Below are 15353 nucleotides of genomic sequence, written 5' to 3'. Positions count from 1 at the left end.
TCCGCGACCGGCGCCGGTCCCTTCGCGGCCAATCACTCTGCGGCTTGGGGGGTCTCGTCCAACAGGGCGCGGATGCGTCCGGCGAGGGTGGCTTCGCCGGCTGGCGTGCCGCCGACCAGCGCGGGGATGGGGGATTGCGCGCCTTCGACCTGCGCGGTCAGCACCACCACTTTGGCGGCCAGTTCCGTCAGGGCGGAGCGCAACGCGATATCGGCATCGTCGGATCCCGTCGCCGGCAGCGCCGCATGCTGTCCTTGCACGGCTTCCAGCTCCGCCAGGCGGGCGTCGCGGGCGGCCACGGCGGCGGTCAACCGCTCGACGTCGGACTGGAGGCGCGCGATCATCTCGTTGGCTTCGGTCAAATCGGACAGATGGCTGCCGCGTTCCTGATCAAGCCGGTCGGCGGCGCTGGCGCGATCCTCCACCTGATCCTGCAGCTCGCCCAGCAACACGGCCTGCTCCGCGTTGAGGCCTTCCAGCCGGCGGCTCTGTTCTTCCAGGGCGGCCTTGGCCTGCTCCAATTCGACGATCCTCTGGCGTTGCCGCTCGATGGTGGTGGCGTGGGCGACGATGGTCCCTCGCATGGCATCGGCCTGCAACTCCAGCCGACGCTGGTTGAGGGCGAAGAAGGCCCGCTGCTGGTCCTTGTCGGCCTGCACCTCGAACAGGGAGACCGGCACCGCCGCTTCCACCCGCCGCGTGGTGAGCCGAACCGCCCGATGCCAGACGGCCGGCAGAACGAGCAGCGCCACGAGCGTCGCGATGAGCACGCCCAAAGCGAAATACATGATCTGCTCGATCACGTTGGCCCTGTCCTTCAGCTCGGATCCGTCAGCTCGGATCGCTCAATCATTCATGCCAGAAGTCTGCGCGGCGCACCAGTATCGCGGCCGGCGAGTTCGGGATGGGGCGGCCGATCTCAGAACGGGTTCCAGGTGGCGCTTGGGGTGAACTTGAGGTAGCCGAGATTGGCCCCGAGCCGCACCCCGACCCCGGAGCGGAGGGGGACCACCACGATGCCGTCCGCTCCCAAAGCGGTCATGCCGAAGCCCGCCACCACATAAGCCGACCCGGACAAGCCGGCGAAGCGGCGGAAGATGTCCTCCACGCTGCGCAGATTGTACACCAGGATCATGGTGCGGGCGCCGTCGCCGCCGAAGTCCCAGCCCACCGTGGGGCCCTGCCAGAAGACTTTCAGGTCACCGGCATTGCGGGTGTAGAGCACGCCTTCGCCATAGCGCAGGCCGCCCACGAAGGCGCCTGATCCCTCCTGGCCCAGAATGTAGCCGTTGGGCTGGCCCCACTGGGAAACCGCCTTCTCGATGGACAGGGCGAGCCCGCGCGACACGCTACCGAAGAAGGAGTGGCCCTTGCTCACCAGTTCGCCGGTGGAATAGGTGGCGGGCGCCTGCTGCTGCGGAGGCTGCTGCTGCGCCGCCTGTTGCTGAGCCGCGGCCGGCGCCGCGCCGAGAGCACACAACGCGAGGCCCGCGCCCAGGGCGAGGCTTGCCGCGCGCATGCGAAGGCGGGCGGTACGGCGCGGGGCATGCGAGAGGAAGCTCGATGAGAAGCGCATGATGGGATCTCGCGAAGGGCTTCGTGGACGGCTGTGGCCGCGATTCGATCCTGATTATTCCCAGTAGTGTGTCCGCCGAAAGGCGCTGGTGGCGAAGGACCACCGCACGCGGCCCCTGACGACGGGCTATCGCGCTTATCGCGCTGTTAATCGGCTGGCCGGGGGAGGGCGCCGGCGCCCCAGGCGAGGAACCCCCGCACCTTGAAGCCGTCGTCGGCATGACCGTAAGTGAGGGGGGTGCCGTCCGGCCGGATGATGCGGCCTCCGGCGGCTGCGACCAGCGCGTGGCCGGCGGCGCAATCCCACTCCATGACCGTGCCGAGGCGCGGATAAAGGTCCACCCGGCCTTCGGCCAGCAGCCCGAACTTCAGCGCCGATCCGGCCGGAATATATTCGGCGACCTGGTAGCGCGCCACCAGGGCGTCGGTTGCCGGATCGCCGTGGGAGCGGCTGGCGGCGACCACCAGCGGGCCATCGGGAATGGGACGGCAGGAAATGGGGGTCCAGTCCTGGGCATCCACCGGGGCGCCGGGCGCGCGCAGGGCGCGAAAGGCGCCGCCGGGGCGGCCGGCGAACAAGGTCGCCCGCGCCGGGGCGTAGACCACGCCCAGCACCGGCGTTCCGTCCTCCACCAAGGCGATGTTGACGGTGTATTCGCCGTTGCCGGAAATGAACTCCTTGGTGCCGTCCAGCGGGTCCACCAGGAAGAAGCGGTTGCCGCAGGCGACCTTGACGCCGGCAGAGGTCGCCTCTTCCGCCACCACGGGCACGCCGGGAGCGAGCTTCGCCAGGGCGGCGCAGATGATCTCCTCGGCCGCGCCGTCGGCGGCGGTGACGGGGCTCATGTCCGCCTTCAGGTGGGCCGCGATGCCTTCCGATTCGATGCGTCGGATGGCGACGCCGGCGGCAAGGGCGGCCTCGGCGAGGCCCGCCAGCAGCGACGAATCGGTGGGCGCGGGGGCGCGGAGCGCGGCGGAGGGAGCGGAAGCGATCATGGCCGTTTTCATAGCGGCCGGCGTTCCGCCTGTCGACGCCGGCTTGTGAGCCGGCCGCGCTCGGGTGTATCAGAACCGACCCTATTGACCGTGCGGTCCCCTGTCGCCCCGAGGTGCCGCCTGTCGCGGACAGCCTTGGCCGCAAGATCGCATCACGTCCGGAAGCCCCGCCATGTCCGACGCGACGCCCCAAGTGACTCCGCAGACAGCTTCGGCGCCGGCCCCCGAGGAGACGGTGTTCGATCCGCCGATCGCGATCTCCGCGCTCGATCTCGCGGCGCTCCTGTGCTCGCGGGTGTGCCACGATGTGGTCGGCCCGGTGGGGTCCATCGTCAACGGCATCGAGATGCTGGAGGACGAGCGCGCCGCGGACATGCACGAGGCGGCTTTGGAATTCATCGCGAAGAGCGCGCGCCAGGCCTCGGCGCGGCTGCAGTTCACCCGCCTTGCCTTCGGCGCCGCGGGCTCCGCCGGCGCCCAGCTCGATCTCGGCGACGCGGAGCAGGTGACGCGCGGCATGATCGAGGACGAACACACGCGGGTGGAATGGCTGCTGCCCCGCGCGTTCCAGCCGAAGAACAAGGTGAAGCTGCTTTTGAACGTGATCCTGCTGGCGGCCGCGGCGGTTGCGCGTGGCGGCGTCATCCGGGTGGCGCCCCTTGGTGCCGGGGACGACATGGGCTTCGAGCTCGCCGCGCGGGGGCCGCGGGCCAACATTCCGGCGCGGGACATGGCCTTGGTGGCCGGGGAGGTCCCTTCCGGCGGCTTGGCCGCGCAGGTGATCCAGCCCTATTATACGGGACTTTTGGCGCAGGCCTGTGGCATGGTGGTGCGCTTCGGACACGAGCCCGACGTGGTGACGCTGACGGTGGCGGCCAAGTAGGCCGCGTTGCATAGGCCGCGCTACGTAGGTGCCTGCGTAGGCCACGCCGCTTGATGGCGATCTAGTTAAGGGCGATCTGGATGGGAAACCGCGAGGCAAAGGCATGAAGCGGCGGCGGGCGGACAGCGTGGTGCTGCGGCTGATGCTGCTGTGGGCCTTTGCGCTCTCGACGGTGCTGGCCTCCACGCCGGCTCTCCGGGCGATGGATGTCCGAGCCATGGGGTGCGGCGACGGGGTGGCGATGGTCGGGGCGCCAGGGGCCGCGACCACGGGGCATCCGCAGCCCGCCACCGCGGCAGCCGCCCACGACGGTCATCATGGCGCCCGACCGGCAACCCTGTCCGGACCCGCCGCGCAGATGCCGAGCGCCGCTGCCATGACCGCCCATGTTCATGCCGGTCGCACCCACAAGACCGCGGCGCACGGACCACAGGCTGGAGCCGGCGCCTGCTGCACCGGGGGCGGCTGTCTCATGATCTGCCACAGTGGCGGTATTTTGCCGCAGGTCGCGATGGGGATTATCCCGGCGGCGCAGGGGCCGATTGCGATTCGCGAGCGGCCGGATCCGCTGCCTTCGCCGCCCGAAGTGGCGGTGCCGCCTCCACGCTTCCGATCCTGAAACTGTCGTTGGCGCCCGACCGTTCGGCGCCGCTGTCCGGGCGCGTGGGTCGCGAGACGATCGCAGGCGCGCGCCCGACGACACGTCAATCGACTTTCAGGAGCAACACCCATGTCAATCTTCACTTCGGCGGCGCGCATCGGCGCGGCCGCGACCCTTCTTGCCATCCTCGGCGGCACTGCGCCGCTTCGGGCCGCCGACGCGCCCGCCAGCGTGGCGCAGGCCACGCCCATGATGCAGGGCGGCAGCGGGCCGGGCGCCACGCCTGGGCAGATTCCGCACGACATGCCCGGCGGCATGATGTCCCATGACGGACCCATGGGGTCCGTCGCGGTTCCTGCGGACGGGCCTGCGGTCGCCGCCTACAAGGCGGCCGCGGCCGCCATGCATCGCGACATGGCCATCGCCTATACGGGCAATGCGGATGTGGATTTCGTGCGCGGCATGATCCCCCATCACGAGGGCGCGGTGGCCATGGCCAAGATCGAGCTGGCCTTCGGCCATGACCCGGAGATCCGCAAGCTGGCGGAGGCCGTGGTTTCGGCGCAGGAGCAGGAGATCGCCTTCATGAAGGCGTGGCTCGCCAAGCACGGCGCGGCGCCGGCGGCCGGTCCCGGCGCGCAATAATAGGGCCGCCTCACGCGCCGGCGGACCGGTTCGGGTTCCAAGCGTGTGCGAGGACAGGTGAGAAGATCGTCCGCCGCGCGCCGTTGCGCGGGCTGCGGACGATCGCGAGGCCGAGGCCGGTGGCGCGCGCGACCGCTCACGTCGCTTCAGCGAAAAACAAAATGCCCCACCTCCGGGTGGGGCATCGGAACATGCGAGGAGATCGGAAGGACAGTGGCGGCTCAGACCGCCATGCGCTCGACGCCCAGTGCCGGTTCGCGCAGAACATAGCCGCGACCCCACACCGTTTCGATGTAGTTCTTGCCCGAAGAGGCATTCGCCAGCTTCTTGCGCAGCTTGCAGATGAAGACGTCGATGATCTTCAGCTCGGGCTCGTCCATGCCGCCATAGAGATGATTGAGGAACATCTCCTTGGTGAGCGTGGTGCCCTTGCGGAGCGAAAGCAGCTCCAGCATCTGATATTCCTTGCCGGTGAGGTGCACGCGGCTACCTTCGACCTCGACCGTCTTGGTGTCGAGGTTCACGACAAGGTCGCCGGTCTGGATCACCGACTGGGCGTGGCCCTTGGACCGGCGGACGATGGCGTGGATGCGGGCCACCATCTCGTCCTTGTGGAAGGGCTTGGTGAGGTAGTCATCGGCACCGAAGCCGAAGCCTTTCACCTTGTCTTCCGTATTGGCAAGGCCGGAGAGGATGAGGATCGGGGTCTTGACCTTGGCGACGCGGAGCGAGCGCAAGACTTCAAACCCGGACATGTCCGGCAGGTTCAAGTCGAGTAGGATGATGTCGTACTCGTAAACCTTGCCGAGATCGACGCCCTCCTCACCGAAGTTCGTTGTATAGACGTTGAAGTTTTCGGTCTTGAGCATCAGCTCGATGCCCTTGGCCGTCGCACTGTCGTCTTCGATGAGCAAGACGCGCATGGCAATCCCTTTCCTCGCAACTGACCGAAAGGCGGCGTTGCCGACTTCCGTTGCTCGGCCGACGGGGTGATTCGCGTAACGTGTGGGGAATCGATAGCAGACCCCGATTCGTGGGGACAAGACCTTGTGAAAAAACAATTGTGCACGGTTTGGAAGACCGAATCTCCGCCAAGCACTTAACTGTTTTTCCGTTTTGTCGAGTCCCCGTTCCACCCGTTACCGGTCACCTTCCGGCGGCGCTCGAGCGGGCACATGGCGCGCTTCGCTCGAACCGTGGAGCCATGATTAACGAAGGCGGTAAACGATTGGTTTCCGCCCGGTGATCTGGTGCGATTTTCCGCAATGTGGCGCCCGGTGGTAAGAAAGAGGCAACCGCCAGCCGGCATTGTGGCGCCTGTTGAGAGGGGTCCGAGGGTGCTCGGGCCGCATTGCGTCATTGCGTACCGGAGTTGACGGCGATGAAGTCGCGAGAGCCCTTGATCCGCGCCAAGAAGTTTCAGATTGACGACGCCCGGCGGCGGCTCGGCCAGATCGATGCCATGATCGCCGATTTCGAGCGCATGGCGGTGGAGCTCGATCGCGACATCGCGGCCGAGGAAACGCGCTCCGGCATCGCCGATCCGGCCCATTTCGCTTATCCGCCCCTGGCGCACGCGGCCCGTGGCCGGCGGGACAATCTGCGCCGCTCGGTGGACGACCTTATCAGCCAGCGCGAGGCGGCAAGTGCCGGCTTGGCGGAAGCCGAGGCCGAGCTGGCGCTGGCGGAAGCGGCCGGCGATCTCGATCGCGTCGCGAAGCCCGAGCTCGGGGGCCGACGGGGCGTGTGGCGCCACGGGGATGCCTCGCGGGCCTGAGCCGCGACCGAGGTGCTCGCGGTTGCGCCGCGCGGGAGATTTTCGCTGGTTTTTCGTGTGGGGCAGGCTTCAATAGGGCGGTTTCTCGCCCGGTGTGACGGCCGCGTGCGAAAATCGTTTTTCGTGTCGAGACCGGATGCGTTGCGCAACCTGCGTGAATGGCCCGGTGCGGATGCCGCCTGGATGCGCCCCACGGCGCGGCGGCAAGGGGAGGTGTGCCGGCCGTGACGCCCCACCGTGAGCTCCGCGCCCTGCTGGCGGCGGCTGGCGATGCGCCTGCGCGTGAGCGCATCTATGCCCTGTCCTCGCCCAAGCTCTATGGGCTCGTGCTGCGGCTGCTGCGCCAGCCCGAGCTGGCGGCCGATGCCATGCGACGGGCCTACCGGCAGATCTTCCACCGTGCGGCGGCCCTGGCGGCGGAGCCTGATCCCTTGTCGGCCATGGTGGCCATTGCCCGGACGGTGGCGCTCGACGTGGCGCGCGAGCATGGCGGCGTTGACGTGTTCGAGCCGTTCCGGGTCAGCCAGTCGGCGGACGACCCGTTGGCGCTCAACGAACGCAGCAAGGTGCTGATGCGGCTTCTGGCCGGTCTCGGCACCCTGTCCGAGGAGCGGCGGCGGATGCTGCTGCTCGCCTATTACGACGGTTGGACGCGGGACGCGCTGGGCATGTATTTCGACGTTCCGGCCGCCGGCGTGCGGGCGTGGCTCACGCGCAGCATCCAGCAGCTCGCGACGGCTCTCGGGTTGCGCTCATGAACCGTGACGATTTCCTCGCCGCCGAGTATGTGATCGGGACCCTTGATGCCGCCGAGCGCGCCGAGGTGCGCACGCGGATCGCCGTGGATGTCTCGTTCGAGGCGCGGGTGCGGCGCTGGGAACGGGCGCTTGCACCCCTCTATGAACTGGTCACCCCCATTGCTCCGCCCCCTGGGCTGTGGCGCGCCATTGCCGATGATGTCGGCCGCGCCGGTTCGGACAAGGTATCGAGCGGGCGACGCGGACGCAGGCGCAAGGACAAGGCGGCGGCGCCGTCCGAGGCTGACGCCGCCGCCATTGGTTCCGGTGACGGCCATGCGCCGCCGGACACCGGGAAAGGGCGGTCCGTTCGCGGGGCGCTGGTGGCCCCGTTTCGCGCGGTGACGGGGTTGGTGCGGGGTCTCAAGCTCCAGCGGAAGGCGGCCGGCCCGTCCGAGCCCCGCTGGGAGCGTCCGGACCGGGTCCCGCACGGGGTTCAGGGCCAAGCCCAGGAGCGGGTTCAGGACCGGGTTCAGGCTCAGGCGCCGCGCCGGCGTGGGGTGGATCGCGGGCCGCTGTCCGCACCCCGGCGCGTGGCGACCGATGTCGCTCCCGCGCCCGATGTGGCGCCTCCGCGCGCGGCCCAAATGCCGGTGTCGGCGGATGTCGTGCCACCGGTTCACGCGCCACCGGTTCACCTGCCCCCGCCGGACGATGCCGCTGCCACGGGCCGCCTGGCGCGGAGCCCGGCGCCCGAGGTGGCTGCGGCGCCGGATGTGCGCGAGTCGGTTCCGCCGGCGGAGGCGAGCCCGAGACCTGCGGCCGAGGCCGAGGCCAGACGCGCGCGGGCCAAGGCGCGGCGCGCGCGCACGCAGGCGCCTGACCGGGCCGCGCCCTTCGATCCTCCGCGCGCGGCCGCAGGCGCAATCGTGCCGGACGCCCCGACCAAGGCGCCTGTTCCCGATCCAGGGGAGGCCCCGGCCTTCACGGCATGGCCCACGGCGCAGAAGCCCGCGGAGCGCCCGACCCCAGCTGGCCCGCCGGAGGCCGAACAGCAAGATTCCTCGGGCACGAGCGTTCGCCGCCCGCCCGCCGCCGCCCCGCCGCCCCCCGGCGGCGCTCGTCCGCCGATGGCCGTGGAGCAGGAGGCCGCGCCGGCGGTCCTTTCGCCCGAGGGTGTCGTCGCCCCGGCCGAGACGGGAGGCCCGGTGGAGGGTGCGCGCCGGCCATCGGTGACCCCTTGGATCCCGCCGTCCCGCAAGCGGGGCGTTTCGGAGGCGCCGCCTGAGGCGTCCGCCGCGCCGGCGGAAAGCGACCCGTCGCCGCCGGATGAGCCTTCGACCCCAGTGGGCGCCGCAAGCGCTGGCGGCGGTGGGCCGGCGCCAGCGGATATCGATGCGCCGACAACGGCCATGGCAGAGCCCGATGTCGCCGGCGAGAAGGCGTTAATCCCAGCCGCTGCGGAGGGCGGGGCGCAGGAGGGCGGTCCGGACTGCGCGGCCCCTCCCCCGACCATCCTTGGCGCCGCCGTCGTCCTGGAGACCTTCGAGGTTTCGCCGCGTGACGCGCCCGCGGAGCCGGCCGCGCCCACCATGGAGGTGGGGCGTTCCGGCGGTTCCGAGGTCGGGTCGGTTACGCCCCAGGAGCCTGCGCCTGCGCAGGCGTCTCAGGGCGCGGTCGAAGATCCCGTGGCTGTCGCCGCGGTGTCGCCGGGCGCCGTCGGCGCGCGCGCGTCGGAGCGCGGCAGGCCGCGGTTCGCCCGAGCGCGGTCGCGCTGGCAGAAGCTGGCGTGGGGCGTTGGAATGCTGGCGGCGGTGGTGGCCGTGGCCGTCGGCATCGACCTGCTGGCGCGGGCAAGCGGAAACGGGGGGCGCGAGCCGAGGTCGGTCGCGCTGACACCGGTGTTCGTCGCCAATCCGCCACCGGATGTGCGCCTGCGGCTCAACGGCGGATCAGGCCGTGCCGAGGTCCGGATCGAGGCGCCGGTGGCGCCGCCGGGGCGCATCTATCGGCTGCGCCTGAAGACGGCCGCCGGCGCCATCCATGTGCTCGGCACCTTCAAGAGCAGTTTCGTGGCGTCCGCCGATTTGGGGCCGCTTCTGTCCGACAATGCGCCGGGTACCGCGCGGCTCTCCGTCACCCTCGATCCGCTCGATGACAGCGCGCAGCCGGGGGAAGAGATCTATAACGCCCGCATCGGGGAATGAGGGGCCAGCGCCGGATCGGATCGCGGCCGACCGGCTTCATGCGCATATGCCGCGCATGTCCGCCTCCACGGCATCCGGGTCGCGGGCCGGGGGGCGGCCGGCGACGAGGACGCGGTTGCGCCCCTCGGCCTTGCCCAGATACAGCGCCTCGTCGGCGGCGCGAATCAGGCTGGCGAGGGACGGCCCGGCCGGCGGGTCGGCCGGCAGGGTCGCGATGCCGATCGTGACCGTAGCGTGGACTGGCCGCGACGCGACGACGCGCAATTCGAGCTCGGCGATCAGGCGGAGCCGTTCGCCGAGCTTCCAGGCCGTATCGCTATCCGCACCGGGCAGCAGGACGCAGAACTCCTCGCCGCCCAGGCGCCCGATCACGTCCCCGAAGCGCAGTCCTCGCGGCGCCACATCCGCGAATCGGTGCAGCACCGCATCGCCCACATGATGGCCGAACCGGTCGTTGATGGATTTGAAGTGGTCGAGGTCCACCATCAGGATCGACATGGCGCTGCGCCGGGCGATGGCGTCGTCGAACAGGTGGCGACCGCGCAGGAGCGTGGTGCGGCGGTTGAGCAGGCCGGTCAACTCGTCAGTGGAGGCGAACCGGTCCAGAACCATGTAGAGCGAACAGAAGTTCCAGCCGATGCCGATGGCGAGACCGGACAGGACGAGCACCGCCTGCGGCGTGCCGGCATAGGCATTTTCGGTGCTGAGCCAACCGGTGGCCACCGCGAGGGCGCGGGCCGCGTAGAGCCCCCCCATGGCCGAGATCAGCACCGAGCAGACGCTGCGGGCGAACGACCAATGGTCCCGTTCCGGCCCCCGGTGGAGGGCGATCGCGGCCAGCAGGCACCAGCCGGCAATGAGCAGCGAGATGAGAATGATGCGCTGGCCCAGATTGTCGCCAAAGTGCAGGGACAAGAACAGCAGGCCCATGCCCAGGGCGGCGATCGCCGCGACGAGGCCGAGCCTGGGTGTCTTGCCGTCGAAACTGCGCACGCCTGACAAGACCAGCCCAAGGCCGAAGAGAAGCAGCCCGTTGCCAAGGACGACGCTGACAACCAGCGGGATTTCCGCACGCAGCCCCAGCAGGGTCGCTCCAGTCGCCACGGCGACATTGCACAGCGCCCAATATGCGAGGGCGACATTCTGCAATCTATGGCTGATGAACAGTTGCAGCGCGGCGATGAGAGCATTCATCATGGCCGACGTCAGGAGAATGGTCGGGACATGGAGGGTCATGCGGATGGCCAATGGGCGCGGATATACGACCGGACGCAACCCAACATAATGCGCGCGCCACCAGTACGCCGAGAACCTGAGCCCTTGGGACCGGGCCTGCCGCAGCTTGCGCATGCCAGTCCGAAGGACATGCCAGAAGAACTGGCATGATCGGTTCATCTGGATATCATGCGCCGGCCGGCCCGTCGAGCCGAGAGGTGCCCCATGACACAACCTGTGCTGCCGCGTCCCGTCGATCGGGCCTTGGACCCGTCGTTCCGGCATGGTCAATCCACCGAGCCAAACTATTCGGGCGTCACGTCCTTCCTGCGCCGCCGCTATGCCCGCGATGGCGGGGGAGCGGAGGTTGTGGTGTGGGGCGTGCCGCTGGATGTGGCGGTGTCCAACCGTCCCGGCACCCGGTTCGGGCCGCGCGCCATGCGCGTGACGTCGAGCATCCTCGACGGCGATCCCGTCTATCCGTTCGGCATTGACCCGTTCGAGACCCTGGATGTGGCGGATGCCGGCGACTGCGTGTTCGATTATGGCCTGCCGGCGGGTATTCCGCAGGCCATCCAGGCCCAGGCCGCGGCCCATTACGCGCGTGGCAGCCACCTCGTCACCCTCGGGGGCGACCATTTCCTGACCTATCCGGTACTGAAGGCCCTGGTGGAGCGTCTCGGCGCACCCGTCGCTCTGGTGCAGTTTGATGCGCACCAAGATACCTGGGATGATGACGGTGGGCGCGTGGACCACGGCACCATGATCACCCGCGCGGTGAAGGATGGCCTGATCCGCACCGATCGCTCGATCCAGGTCGGCATTCGCACCCATGCCCCGAACACGTTCGGCATCGAGATCATGGATGCGCTCACCGCCGGCGAGCTCGGGCCGGCGGCGGTGGCCGCGCGCATCGCGGCGCGTGTGGGGGATGCGCCGGTCTATCTGTCGTTCGACATCGACGCCATCGACCCGGCGTTTGCGCCCGGCACCGGCACGCCGGTCTGTGGCGGACTGACCACGCGCGAAGTGATCTCCTGCCTCACGCGGCTGGGTAGCCTCGATTTCAAGGGCTTCGACGTGGTGGAAGTGTCGCCGCCCTATGACCACGCCGAGATCACGGCGCTGGCGGGGGGGACGCTCGCGTCCCTCTATCTCTGCCTTTTGGCGCAGCGGAAGGCGCGGGGTCACCTCTTGGCGCTCTGAAAACGGAACCTTGCGCGGCCGGTGTCGATGTGGGACAGCGGCTGCGCATCCGGGTCTGCGAGGTGGCGGGGTGAGGAAAACGCGGTTTGGCGCCTATGCCTATGTCTTTCCGCTCCTGGCCATGGTGCTCGCGATCGTCCTGACCGTGGTTCCCGCTCTTGCGCCGGATACCACGGTGGCCGGCACCACCAACCTGCTGGAGATCGTCGGCGGCACCCTGGCGATGGTGTTCCTGTGCGGCTCGTCGTTTTCCGCAGTGGCCCATGCGGATGTGGCGGCCGCGCGCCTCGGCCAGCCCTACGGCACCTTGGTGCTGACGCTGTCGGTGACGCTCATCGAGGTGTCGGTGATCGCCTCCATGATGCTGCATGGCACGGGCAATCCCACGCTGGTGCGTGAATCGGTATTCTCGGTCATCATGATCGTGAGCACCGGCATCATCGGCCTGTGCCTGCTGCTTGGCAGCCTGAAACACCGTGAGCAGGTGATCCAGCAGCAGGGCGTGGCCGGCTTCCTGTCGGTGATGATCGGCCTCGGCGTGATGCTGCTGATTCTGCCCACCGAGACCCGGGACGGGGCATCAGGCCAGTTCACGCCGTTTCAGCTCGGCTTCATGGCGTTCATCGCCGTCGCCTTGTACGCGGCCTTCCTTTACATGCAGACGGTGCGCTACACGGAGCACTTCGTCGGCCAGGAAGGGGCCCATCACGAGGATCAGCGACCCTCGCTGGGGCGTTTCCTGCGGTCGGTGGTGATGCTGCTCGTGAGCCTCGCCGGCGTGATCAGCCTGTCGGGCCATGTGGCCGGCAGCTTCGAGGACTTCCTCTCGCTTTTCCCCCTGGCCGATCCCGATGCGGTGACCGGCGCGCTGGTGGCGACCCTTCTGCTCATGCCGGAGGGCATCAGCGCGGTGCGGGCGGCGAGCCGCAACCAGTTGCAGCACAGCCTCAACATCGCGCTGGGCTCGGCGCTGGCCTCCATCGCGCTCACCATTCCGGCCATGGCCGCCATCAGCATGATGCTGGGACTGCCTATGGTCCTGGGGCTCGATCCCGAGGACCGCACCATGATGCTGTTGACCTTCGTCATCGCCATCGTGTCGTTCGGCACGGGGCGGACCAATGCGCTCAACGGCATCGTTCATCTCATTTTGTTCTGCGTCTATGTGATGCTGACCATCGTGCCGTGAGCGGTGGTCCCGCTCGCGATGGTGGACATAGGGCGGGGCAGATGGCATGTTCCGCCCGATTTCGGAACGAGGCGTCGGCCGTGAAGACTCTCCTGCTTTATATCTTCACCTGGTGGCACAAGCAGACCGTGGGCACTTGGTGGTGGACCAAGCGCTACGGCGAGTTCGTGGGCCAGGACGAAAGCGGCAACCGCTACTATCGCACCAAGGGTGGCGTCATCGATCCCACCCTCGGCTTCGAGCGGCGGTGGGTGATTTATCCCGGCTATGCGGAAGCCTCCAGCATTCCGCCCGGCTGGTGGGGCTGGATTCACCACCGCGTCGATACGCCGCCGACCAAGGAAACCTATACGCCCCGCGAGTGGCAGAAGCCGCATCTCGCCAATCCTACCGGCACGGCGGCGGCCTACCACCCCAAGGGCTCGGTGCTCGCCACCGGCCATCGTCCGCAGGTCAGCGGCGACTACAAGGCCTGGGCGCCCGGCGAGTGAGGCAGACGCTTGCGGCGGTCGGGGCGGTTTGCGCCGGCCGTGCTTTTTGTCGTGACGCATGGCGCCATGAGCGCCGCTTTGTAAGCGCCGTTTTGTGAGCACCGCGTCGCGGGGTACCGGGCGCCTCTCGATTGTCCTGAGCGCGTTGGGCCGTGCGTACACCGCCACCGCCACGGTCAAAAGCACCGCGCGGCGCGAACGGTTGGATGCGACCGGGTGGGGCGCCCATCATGAGCGGAACCTTTACGGGCGGGCTGCACGCCGCGCGCCTCCAGCACGGCCGGTGAACCTTGCTGGAACCGACGCGCCCATGGCCGGCATATGAGGAGGCGCGCGGCGGCCCTCGGAGCGCTAGGACGGCCGGCAAAGGCTGGCGGAGGCCCTGTTCAAGCCGCATTGTGAGTGCTAATCGGCCTGCGGAAAATATGCTCTTGGTGGGAGGCGCCGTTCGGCGCGTCTGGCCTCGCCTGAACGTGCTTTTCCGCGGCGGCTCGCGATCCGCGGGCCGAAAGCACTCCGTTTCAAGATTCTAGACCGGTGCGCCTGTAGCATGATGCGGATGTCCCAGGGCTTTGCTTTGGTCGCCATGATGGTGATCGGGCAGGTGGTATGCTTCTCGCCGGCCGTGGCGCAGGCCCAGCGTTCGGGAATCGAGCAATCAACGCTCCCGCCGCCCACCGGGTTCGGCGCCCCGACCGCCCCCGCCCCGATTGCCCCCGCGTCGCGTCGCGCCGTGCCGCCGGCTCCTGCGGCACCCTATCAGCCGACACCTTACCAGCCGGCGCCCTATCCGCAGGCGCCTGCTACCGCGGCGGCTCCCGCCGCGCCGGGCGTCGATGTGGATGGCGACGGGGTCGTGGTGCAGCCGCCGGCGGTGAAAATCCCCAACGGCTATGCGGTGTATGCGGGGCTCGACAAGATCACCGGCCGCACCACCTCCTTCGACGTGCCCATCGGGGAAACCGCGCAGTTCGGCTCGCTCCAGGTGACGCCGCGGGTGTGCTACACGCGACCCGCCAACGAGACCCAGAACACCACTTCCTTCACCGAGGTGAACGAAGTGACGCTGAAGGGCGAGGCCAAGCGCATCTTCACCGGCTGGATGTTTGCCTCCAGTCCCGGCCTGCACGGGGTGGAGCACCCGGTCTACGACGTGTGGCTGATCGGCTGCAAAGCCCCGGCTCCGGTCACGACCGCCGGCCAGCAATAGAAATCGCCCTCGGCGGCCAACGCGTGGTCAAGCAGGCGGTGGTATTGGCGCCGCGAAACCTCGATGGCGCCGAAGGTCTTCAGGTGGCTGGTAACGAACTGGGTGTCGAGCAGCCGGAAGCCGCCGGCGATCAGCCGCCCCACCAGATGCACCAGCGCCACCTTGGAGGCGTCGCGCTCGCGGTGGAACATGCTTTCGCCGAAGAAGGCCGCGCCCAGCCGCACGCCGTAGAGCCCGCCCACCAGCTTGCCGTCGCGCCAGGCTTCCACAGTGTGGCAGCGTCCGCGTGCGAACAGCTCGCCATAGAGGTCGCGGATGCTGTCGTTGATCCAGGTCTTCTCCCGGCCCTCCTGGGGCTCGGCGCAGCCGTCGATGACGCCCTCGAAGTCGCTGTCCACCCGCACCTCGAACGTGTCGGACCGCACGGTGCGGGCGAGACGGGAGGACACATGGAAATCGGCGAGGGGGATGATGCCGCGCCGTTCCGGCTCGATCCAGTAGAGCCCCGGATCCTCGGCGCTCTCGGCCATGGGAAAGATGCCGCAGGCATAGGCCTTCAGCAGCACCTCGGGGGTGATTTCGACGATATGGTCGCTCAACCGGCTCATGGGCGACAGATTA

At 68.8% G+C, this 15353-nt stretch carries 16 protein-coding genes; 10 read left to right on the top strand and 6 right to left on the bottom strand.

Annotated features, from left to right (window positions below):
- Window positions 1–32 precede the first annotated feature (32 nt).
- The 3 genes from HUW53_RS14425 to cysQ all read right to left on the bottom strand — a co-directional run bounded on the left by HUW53_RS14425 (window position 33) and on the right by cysQ (window position 2571).
- Window positions 33–803 (bottom strand): hypothetical protein, encoded by a 771-nt coding sequence (locus tag HUW53_RS14425; protein ID WP_237346461.1) that lies wholly within the window; start codon window positions 801–803, stop codon window positions 33–35.
- Between the two features lie 116 nt (window positions 804–919).
- Window positions 920–1519, bottom strand: a complete 600-nt coding sequence (locus HUW53_RS14420) for a DUF1134 domain-containing protein (RefSeq protein ID WP_237346509.1) — start codon at window positions 1517–1519, stop codon at window positions 920–922.
- 203 nt (window positions 1520–1722) lie between these two features.
- Window positions 1723–2571 (bottom strand): 3'(2'),5'-bisphosphate nucleotidase CysQ, encoded by an 849-nt coding sequence (gene cysQ, locus HUW53_RS14415; RefSeq protein ID WP_237346460.1) that lies wholly within the window; start codon window positions 2569–2571, stop codon window positions 1723–1725.
- Window positions 2572–2743: 172 nt separating this feature from the next.
- Between cysQ and chpT the strand changes: the two genes are divergently transcribed.
- The 3 genes from chpT (at window position 2744) to copM (ending at window position 4700) form a co-directional block, all read left to right on the top strand.
- Window positions 2744–3454 (top strand): histidine phosphotransferase ChpT, encoded by a 711-nt coding sequence (chpT, locus tag HUW53_RS14410; protein ID WP_237346459.1) that lies wholly within the window; start codon window positions 2744–2746, stop codon window positions 3452–3454.
- Between the two features lie 127 nt (window positions 3455–3581).
- Window positions 3582–4073, top strand: coding sequence for a hypothetical protein (locus HUW53_RS14405; RefSeq protein WP_237346458.1), 492 nt, complete (start codon window positions 3582–3584; stop codon window positions 4071–4073).
- Window positions 4074–4184: 111 nt separating this feature from the next.
- Window positions 4185–4700: a CopM family metallochaperone gene (gene copM, locus HUW53_RS14400; RefSeq protein ID WP_237346457.1), complete on the top strand. Its 516-nt coding sequence runs from the start codon at window positions 4185–4187 to the stop codon at window positions 4698–4700.
- A gap of 221 nt (window positions 4701–4921) precedes the next feature.
- Here copM and ctrA read toward each other — a convergent pair whose 3' ends face one another.
- A complete protein-coding gene (gene ctrA, locus HUW53_RS14395) occupies window positions 4922–5623 on the bottom strand; it encodes a response regulator transcription factor CtrA (RefSeq protein ID WP_237346456.1) in 702 nt (233 codons plus the stop codon).
- 458 nt (window positions 5624–6081) lie between these two features.
- On the opposite strand from ctrA, the gene HUW53_RS14390 reads away from it, so the two are divergent.
- From HUW53_RS14390 to HUW53_RS14380, 3 genes are all read left to right on the top strand, one after another.
- Window positions 6082–6477, top strand: a complete 396-nt coding sequence (locus HUW53_RS14390; RefSeq protein WP_237346455.1) for a flagellar export protein FliJ — start codon at window positions 6082–6084, stop codon at window positions 6475–6477.
- Window positions 6478–6701: 224 nt separating this feature from the next.
- The gene (locus tag HUW53_RS14385) at window positions 6702–7235 is read left to right on the top strand and encodes an RNA polymerase subunit sigma-70 (protein WP_237346454.1); all 534 of its coding nucleotides are present in this window, start codon (window positions 6702–6704) and stop codon (window positions 7233–7235) included.
- On the top strand, window positions 7232–9421 hold the full coding sequence (locus tag HUW53_RS14380; protein WP_237346453.1) for a hypothetical protein: 2190 nt from the start codon (window positions 7232–7234) through the stop codon (window positions 9419–9421). The genes HUW53_RS14385 and HUW53_RS14380 overlap by 4 nt, the downstream gene beginning before the upstream one ends.
- 36 nt (window positions 9422–9457) lie before the next feature.
- On the opposite strand, the gene HUW53_RS14375 is transcribed toward HUW53_RS14380, so the two are convergent.
- Window positions 9458–10657, bottom strand: a complete 1200-nt coding sequence (locus HUW53_RS14375) for a GGDEF domain-containing protein (protein WP_237346452.1) — start codon at window positions 10655–10657, stop codon at window positions 9458–9460.
- A gap of 204 nt (window positions 10658–10861) precedes the next feature.
- Between HUW53_RS14375 and speB the strand changes: the two genes are divergently transcribed.
- The 4 genes from speB to HUW53_RS21995 all read left to right on the top strand — a co-directional run bounded on the left by speB (window position 10862) and on the right by HUW53_RS21995 (window position 14732).
- On the top strand, window positions 10862–11842 hold the full coding sequence (gene speB / locus HUW53_RS14370) for an agmatinase (protein WP_237346451.1): 981 nt from the start codon (window positions 10862–10864) through the stop codon (window positions 11840–11842).
- Between the two features lie 70 nt (window positions 11843–11912).
- Window positions 11913–13031, top strand: coding sequence for a calcium:cation antiporter (locus HUW53_RS14365; RefSeq protein ID WP_237346450.1), 1119 nt, complete (start codon window positions 11913–11915; stop codon window positions 13029–13031).
- 80 nt (window positions 13032–13111) lie between these two features.
- Complete coding sequence (locus HUW53_RS14360; RefSeq protein WP_237346449.1) at window positions 13112–13522, top strand: NADH:ubiquinone oxidoreductase subunit NDUFA12; 411 nt, start codon at window positions 13112–13114, stop codon at window positions 13520–13522.
- 550 nt (window positions 13523–14072) lie between these two features.
- A complete protein-coding gene (locus tag HUW53_RS21995; RefSeq protein WP_307499992.1) occupies window positions 14073–14732 on the top strand; it encodes a DUF2155 domain-containing protein in 660 nt (219 codons plus the stop codon).
- On the opposite strand, the gene aat is transcribed toward HUW53_RS21995, so the two are convergent.
- Entirely contained in the window at window positions 14669–15340 is a 672-nt protein-coding gene (aat, locus tag HUW53_RS14350; protein WP_237346448.1) for a leucyl/phenylalanyl-tRNA--protein transferase, read from the bottom strand. The two genes, HUW53_RS21995 and aat, sit on opposite strands and share 64 nt — an antisense overlap.
- Window positions 15341–15353: the final 13 nt, after the last annotated feature.

This window comes from Xanthobacter agilis (genome assembly GCF_021730435.1).
Classification (GTDB): Bacteria; Pseudomonadota; Alphaproteobacteria; order Rhizobiales; family Xanthobacteraceae; genus Xanthobacter; species Xanthobacter agilis.
Note: the sequence above shows the minus strand (reverse complement) of the source record. Positions and strands in the feature narration are given on the sequence as shown.